This window comes from Devosia sp., assembly GCF_028290645.1.
GTDB lineage: Bacteria > Pseudomonadota > Alphaproteobacteria > Rhizobiales > Devosiaceae > Devosia_A.
Genome location: NZ_JAQGJL010000240.1, coordinates 1 through 6,704 on the forward strand (window position 1 = coordinate 1; position 6,704 = coordinate 6,704).

At 65.4% G+C, this 6,704-nt stretch carries 8 protein-coding genes; 3 read left to right on the forward strand and 5 right to left on the reverse strand.

Features of this window, described 5'->3' with window-relative positions:
* The 5 genes from JWQ89_RS13325 to ubiE all read right to left on the reverse strand — a co-directional run.
* Nucleotides 1–596, reverse strand: a 596-nt coding sequence (locus tag JWQ89_RS13325; RefSeq protein WP_299641772.1) for a DUF2259 domain-containing protein, incomplete at its 3' end; no start/stop codon positions are given.
* Complete coding sequence (gene dut / locus JWQ89_RS13330) at nucleotides 550–1,008, reverse strand: dUTP diphosphatase (RefSeq protein ID WP_299641774.1); 459 nt, start codon at nucleotides 1,006–1,008, stop codon at nucleotides 550–552. The genes JWQ89_RS13325 and dut, both read right to left, overlap by 47 nt.
* A gap of 2 nt (nucleotides 1,009–1,010) precedes the next feature.
* Nucleotides 1,011–1,625, reverse strand: coding sequence for a hypothetical protein (locus JWQ89_RS13335; RefSeq protein WP_299641776.1), 615 nt, complete (start codon nucleotides 1,623–1,625; stop codon nucleotides 1,011–1,013).
* 119 nt (nucleotides 1,626–1,744) lie between these two features.
* The gene (ubiB, locus tag JWQ89_RS13340; protein WP_299641777.1) at nucleotides 1,745–3,283 is read right to left on the reverse strand and encodes a 2-polyprenylphenol 6-hydroxylase; all 1,539 of its coding nucleotides are present in this window, start codon (nucleotides 3,281–3,283) and stop codon (nucleotides 1,745–1,747) included.
* Nucleotides 3,284–3,287: 4 nt separating this feature from the next.
* Nucleotides 3,288–4,043, reverse strand: a complete 756-nt coding sequence (gene ubiE / locus JWQ89_RS13345; RefSeq protein WP_299641779.1) for a bifunctional demethylmenaquinone methyltransferase/2-methoxy-6-polyprenyl-1,4-benzoquinol methylase UbiE — start codon at nucleotides 4,041–4,043, stop codon at nucleotides 3,288–3,290.
* Between the two features lie 178 nt (nucleotides 4,044–4,221).
* On the opposite strand from ubiE, the gene mutM reads away from it, so the two are divergent.
* The 3 genes from mutM to JWQ89_RS13360 form a co-directional block, all read left to right on the forward strand.
* The gene (mutM, locus tag JWQ89_RS13350) at nucleotides 4,222–5,103 is read left to right on the forward strand and encodes a bifunctional DNA-formamidopyrimidine glycosylase/DNA-(apurinic or apyrimidinic site) lyase (protein WP_299641781.1); all 882 of its coding nucleotides are present in this window, start codon (nucleotides 4,222–4,224) and stop codon (nucleotides 5,101–5,103) included.
* Between the two features lie 163 nt (nucleotides 5,104–5,266).
* A complete protein-coding gene (rpsT, locus tag JWQ89_RS13355) occupies nucleotides 5,267–5,533 on the forward strand; it encodes a 30S ribosomal protein S20 (protein WP_299641783.1) in 267 nt (88 codons plus the stop codon).
* 766 nt (nucleotides 5,534–6,299) lie between these two features.
* Nucleotides 6,300–6,704 (forward strand): DnaA N-terminal domain-containing protein (locus tag JWQ89_RS13360; protein WP_299641785.1); only part of this gene is annotated, 405 nt, incomplete at its 3' end.

The window sequence follows — 6,704 nt, forward strand, 5'->3', positions numbered from 1 at the left end:
TTGGAGGGGATGGTGTCGTCGCGGTGGATTTCGGTGGTCGCCGAGGCGGTCTTCAATTCGAGCGCGAAACCGACCGGCGGATCGAAGCCATAGTTCTCGACGCAGGGCTCGGGGCGGGTCGAGGGAAAGCTCGATAGGGTCAATGTCGAGGATTCGGCCGGGGGATCGAGGCCGAGGCCCGGAGCGCCGAAGGTGATGCTGGAGCCGTCATGGCCGGGCTCGCCGTCGCCGTTCAGGGCCACGGTGACGGCCGGCTCGGTGATGCCCAGTTCCTCGAAGGCCTTCGCCGCCGCCGCCGCCGACCTCTCCCGCACTGCAGCAAAGCCCGGCGCTTCCTCTTCATCGCGGATGCGGAAGGGCGACTCGCCGACCCACTGGTCGGCTTCGACATCAAGGATGAAGATGTTGGAATAGGGAAAGCCCGAGCCGTCCTGGACGCCGAATTCCTCAAAGCCGAAATAGCGGCCGTCGGCGGAAAAGCCCAGTGGAGCGAAATTGGCGGCGTCGCCCGCCAGCGCCGGCAGCGCCGCAAGGGCGAGAACGCCGATACTAGCGGCCAGTCGAACCAAAGCCGCCGGCACCACGCGCTGTCGCATCCAGAATCTCCTTGAGTTCGAATTCTACGCCCGAAACCGGGGCCACCACCATCTGCGCGATGCGCTCGCCGCGACGGATGGTGAACGGCGCCTCGCCGTGGTTGATGAGGATCACCTTGATCTCGCCCCGGTAGTCCGCGTCGATCGTTCCGGGGGAATTGAGCACGGTGACGCCGTGCTTAGCGGCGAGCCCGGAGCGCGGCCGGACCTGCGCCTCGTAGCCGGCGGGGAGGGCGATCGCCATGCCGGTCGGCACCAAGGCGCGTTTGCCCGGCTCGATCGTCAGGGTTTCCGAAGCGCCGAGCGCGGCGAGGAGGTCCACTCCTGCCGCGCTCGCGCTTTGCTGTCTCGGAGCCTCGAGGCCCCGGCCGTGATCGAGCCAGGTGAAGGCGATGGTGACCCGATCCGTCATGGTCAGTTGGTGTCGACGACCGCGAAATACTCGGGCGGCAACTGGGCGGTTCCGTCGAGCAGCTCGGTGAACTTCAGCACCACCTCGGCGCCGTTGTCGCCGAGCTTGGTCATGTTGGTGTCGAGGATGCGCTTGCCCTTGATGCGGATGGTGGCCGTGTGACCCTCGAAATAGGCCTTCATCATCGCCGCGGTCTGCGCGTCCTGCTCCTCGCCCTGGGTGATCTGGCTGCTCATCTCGCCGGTCTTGAAGGCGACGCGCACGACCCCCGGGCTCACCACGGTGAAGCTCGCGTCCTCGTTCGGGCCGTCTTCGCTGGTGAGGGTGGCCAGTTCGCCTTCCTTGACGCTGGTGCAGGTGGCGCTGCCATCCGCATTCTCGGTAAGGACGTCGCCCCCGTCCTTGCAGAACGCGTCCGACGAGGTGGCAGCGTCGTCGCCGGCGTCGGCCATCTGCTTGATCATCGGGTAGAAGTCGGCGCCCATCGTCATGGTGGTGGTCGCCTTGCCGGTGGTCTCGGACTGGACGTCGATCTCCGCCGTCATGTCGATACAGCCGGCGAGCGCCGCGCTCAGCGCCAGAACGCCGGCGAGCCGGGCGATTGTCTTCAAGCTCATGCAAGTCTCCTCAACATCGGCCCGCCGCTTCCGACCGCACTCTAGGGTCGCGTCCCAAGCGCTGCAAGCTCATGCCGCCTCGGTATTGCCCCGTTGATGAACGCCGGATGAACTGCTGTTCAGAAGCCGAGGAGCCGCCACAGCGCCACCAGCAGCACCGCGGCGGCGAGCCAGAAACCGGCGATCAGCATGAAGCGGTTGAACTTGCGGCTCGGGGCGTTCTTGTCGCGCTCGTAGTCGTCGAGCGCCACCTCGGCCTTGGTGACGATCGCCGGCAGGCGGGCGAAGGTGGCGACCACGACATCGAAATTGTCCTTCACCTCCTCGAGCCGGCCGAGCGGGCCGGCGGAGCGGCGCACCCAATCGCCAACGATCGGCTCGGAGGCGGTCCAGATGTCGAGCTCGGGGTCGAGCGCCCGCGCCACGCCTTCGACCAGCACCATGGACTTCTGGAGCAGGATCAACTCCGGCCGGGTCTGCATCTCGAAGAGCTCGGTGGTGGCGAACAGCTGCCCGAGGACCTTGGCCATCGAGATGTCGGAGACGCGGCGGCCGTGCTGCGGCTCGCCGATGGCGCGCAGCGACAGCGCGAACTCGTCGATCGACTGGTTGGCGGGGACATAGCCGATCTCGAAATGCCGCTCGGCGATCAGCCGGTAGTTGCGGGTGATGAAGCCGTAGAGGATGTCGGCGAGGAAGCGCCGCTCGCGCCGCGTCAGCCGGCCCATGATGCCGAAATCGACGGCGATGATGTCCTGGGTCCTGGGGTCGGCGAAGAGGTTCCCGGGGTGGAGGTCGGCGTGGAAGAACCCGTCGCGCACGGTGTGGCGGAGGAACGCCTGGAGGAGGTTCGTGGCGAGCGCCTTGCGGTCGACCCCGGCGGCATCGAGCGCCGCGTTGTCGCGGATCGGGATGCCGTCGACCCAGGTAGTGGTGAGCACGGTGTCCGAGGTGAAGTCCCACACCACCCTGGGGATGACGAAGCCCTTGTCGTCCTTGATGTTCTCGTGGAACTCCGAGATCGCCGCCGCCTCGAGCCTCAGATCGAGCTCGATGCGGGCCGAGCGGTCGAGCGTCGCCACCACGTCGACGGGACGGAGGCGCTTCAGCGAGGGCACCAGCGTCTCGGCGAGTTTCGCCCCGGCATACTGGCTCTCGATATCGGCGCGGAAGCGCTCCCGGATATGCGGGCGAAGGATCTTCACCGCCACGGTGCGGCGGCCGGTCTCGTCGGTGAGGGTCGCCTTGTGCACCTGCGCGATCGAGGCCGCGGCGACGGGCGGCGACATGTCCGTGAGTTCCGCCGCTCGCGAGCCGAGCGCCGCGGCAAGCAGGCCCGGGACGAGCTTTTCGTCGAACGGCTCCATCTTGTCCTGCAGGATCGCGAGGTCGGCAGCGACCTCCGCCCCGACGATGTCGGGGCGGGTGGCGAGGGTCTGGCCGAGCTTCACATAGGTCGGGCCGAGCCGGTTGAGCGTGCGGGTCAGCCGCTCGACGCGGCCGCTGCGCCGGACCTCGCTGCGTTCGAACAGGCGCCCGAAGCGGACGCCGGCCTTCATCACCGGCGGCAGCGCCTCGTTGTCGACGATCGACAGCGCGCCTTCGCGCGCCAGGACATAGCCGGCCCGGGCCAGGCGGAAATAGGCGGCGAGCCCCATGGCGTCAGAGCTTCCAGGCCGCGTGCAGCGCCGCAATATTGCCGGTGAAGGGGGTGTGGGTGACGCGCCTGAACCCCGCATCGGCGATCATTCTCGAGAAACGCTCGGGGGTCGGGAAGTTGCGGATCGATTCGACGAGGTACCGGTAGGGCTGGGAATCGCCGGTGACGACCCGGCCGATCGGCGGGATGACGCGGTCGGAAAAGGCCCGGTAGACCTCGGAGAGGAGCGGGGTATCGACCTGGCTGAACTCGAGGCAGAGGAAGCGCGCGCCGCGCTTCAGGACGCGATGGGCTTCCATCAGTGCGACCTCGATGCGCGGCACGTTCCTGATGCCGAAGGCGATGGTATAGGCGTCGAAGCTCTCGTCCTCGAAGGGCAGGGCCTCGGCATTGGCCTCGACGAATTTCACATGCGCCGGGAAGCGCCATTTGTGCGAGCGCGCCTCGCCGACCCGCAGCATGTCGGCATTGATGTCGGCGACGGTGACTTCGGCATAGCCGACCGAGGCATTGACGATGCGCTCGGCGATGTCGCCGGTGCCGCCGGCCATGTCGAGGACGCGGTAGAGAACGCTGCCCTGCTTGGGCGGCGCGAGGCGGGCGACCAGCGCGTCCTTCCAAAGCCGGTGGACGCCGCCGCTCATCAGGTCGTTCATCAGGTCGTAGCGATCGGCGACGCGGTGGAACACGTCGTTGACGAGACCCTGCTTGTCCTCGAGGGGAACGGTCTGTTCGCCGAAATGCGTGGTTTCGCCCATGCGCGGGTCTCCGGATTGCCGGCGTTATAGCGGATGGGCCCGCGGCTTGCCATGCGGGAAAGGCGCGCATGGTTGAGGGCGTAGTCACGAGGGGGAGAGGTGACGGGATGGCGCACGGGCCTTGCCGAGAGCCCCGAGCGCGGCCACATATCGGAGCCGCTTGCGAGGAGCCCCGCCGATGCCCGAACTGCCTGAGGTCGAAACCGTCCGTCGCGGCCTCGATCCCTATGTGACCGGCGCCCGGATCGACAAGGTGACGCTGAATCGCAAGGACCTGCGCTTTCCCTTCCCCGAAGGGTTCAAGGAGGCGCTCGAGGGCGCGACCATCGAGAGCACCGGGCGGCGGGCCAAGTACCTGCTGTTCCGGCTGTCGAACGGCAAGACCTGGCTCAGCCACCTGGGAATGACCGGCGCCTATCGCTTCGAGGACTTCAAGTTCAAGGAACCCTCGCGCTACTACGAGCCCGACGAGGACAGGAAGCACGACCACCTGGTGCTTGAACTGACCCATCCCGAGTACGGCGCGATGAAGCTCATCTATAATGACGCCCGCCGCTTCGGCTTCATGGACCTGTTCGGCGACGAGGCGGAGAGCCCCTTCCTCGCCGGCCTCGGCCCCGAGCCGCTCTCCAACGCCTTCAATGCCTCCGAGATGGCCGAGCGCTTTGAGGGCAAGAAAGCGCCGATGAAGGCAGCGCTGCTCGACCAGCGGGTGGTGGCGGGGCTGGGCAATATCTATGTCAGCGAAGCGCTGCACCGGGCGCACATCCGGCCCGACGTCGAGGCGCGGAAGCTGGTGCTGAAGTCGGGCAAGCCATCGAAGCGCCTCGAGGACCTTGCCGACGGGGTGCGCACGGTGCTGGTCGAGGCGATCGATGCCGGTGGCTCGACGCTACGCGACTTTCGCGCCGCCGATGGCGGGACGGGCTACTTTCAGCATCGCTTTGCGGTATATGACCGCGAGGGCGAGCCGTGCCCCACCCCCGGCTGCCGCGGCATCATCAAGCGGATCGTCCAGTCGGGGCGCTCGAGCTTCTTCTGCCCGGTGTGCCAGCACTAGCACTGTGGGGCGAACCGCCCCGGGGGAATCCAGTTGACGTCCCCGGCACTCGCGACTATACAGCGCCAACTTGGCGGCCCGAGATGCCGCCGATTTCATTTCATCGCCCCTGGATAGCCGGCTTCGTGGTGGGCCAGCGGGTTGAAGCGCCAAAGAGGAATTGATGGCCAATACTGCTTCCGCCAAGAAGGCCACCCGCAAGATCGCGGCCCGTACCGAAGTAAACAAGTCGCGCCGCTCGCGCATGCGCACCTTCGTCCGCAAGGTCGAGGAAGCCATCACTGCCGGCGACCACAAGGTGGCGTTCGAAGCCCTCAAGGCAGCCGAGCCCGAGATCGTGCGCGCCGCTCAGAAGGGCATCGTCCACGCCAACGTGGCGGCCCGCAAGGTGAGCCGCCTCAACTCGCGCGTGAAGGCCCTGCAGGCTTAACGCCCGCAGCTTCTACTGCCCCGAAATGGTACAGGGCTCCCGCATAGGGAGCCTTTGCTTTTTGGCGTGGGCGTGACGACTTGTTTCGAACCGGTTCTCCTCAAGTGTGACCAGTTTGCGACAGTTTTCTTTCAGAGTTATACCGAGCCCAAACCCCAGCGTTTCCGGGCCTTTGCGGACCTCTGTCATGCGATTTTCATGCACATCGCTGGAATGAAATGCCGCATTGCCGCCCCGCTTGCCACAATTGGCGCGCGCCCCGAAAAGGCCACGAAATCCCGATTCCCCCTTGAGTCACTGCGCCTTGGTTTTGGCGCCCCGGAGAGTCTCCTCGAAAGGATTTTGCAAGACTTGCGAGTCAACCCCCTCCCGGCAAAAAACCCCCGTTGATTGGCAAAAAGCCCCCCTCTAAGATGGCTCTACTGGCTTGGGACAAACGGCAACAGAACCGAGCAACTTAGCCAGGGTGCGTACGAGAGTGCTGACTTGAGATCGAGGCTGAAAGACGGTTTAGGACTCGGCCTACAGTTTTGGGCAACTCCCCTCGTGATCTGGATTGGCAAGTATTTTATTTAGTCTTGCGTTTGCGTAGGACGTTACGGTAGCCGGGCGCGATCAGCGGCCTGGTCCAAGTAAAATAGTCATGACGACTGAACCGCGGCGCAGTTCGCGGATCGAATAGGTTTGTCCGCAGGAACGGACGAGCAGGGTTTGGCGGAGCTGTGCCCGTGGGGCAGCGAAAGAACAGGATTTGGGGCTTAATCAAATGGCGATGAACGCGGCGGCGGGGCGTGCCGAATGGATAGCGAGTGCTGGTGGCGGAAAGGGTCAGGGCGGCGAGAACGGGGCAATGATGATGATGGGCAAGGACGGTCAGCCACTCGGCTCGAACGAGATTTTCCAGCGGGTTCGCGCCCGGCTCAAGGCCGCGGTGGGCGAGGATGTGTTCAATTCCTGGTTCTTGCGGCTGGAGCTCGAGGAGGTCGTCGATGACCTTGCCCATCTGAGCGTTCCGACCCGCTTCCTCTGCTCCTTGGTGAAGTCAAATTACGCCGAGAAGATTCTCTATGCTTTCCGTGCCGAGTCGGATGTGCTGACCCGGCTGCATTTCAACTTTCGAGTAAACTGTCATTCAAGGCCACGACTGCACCACGCCGATCCGTCCGCCGAG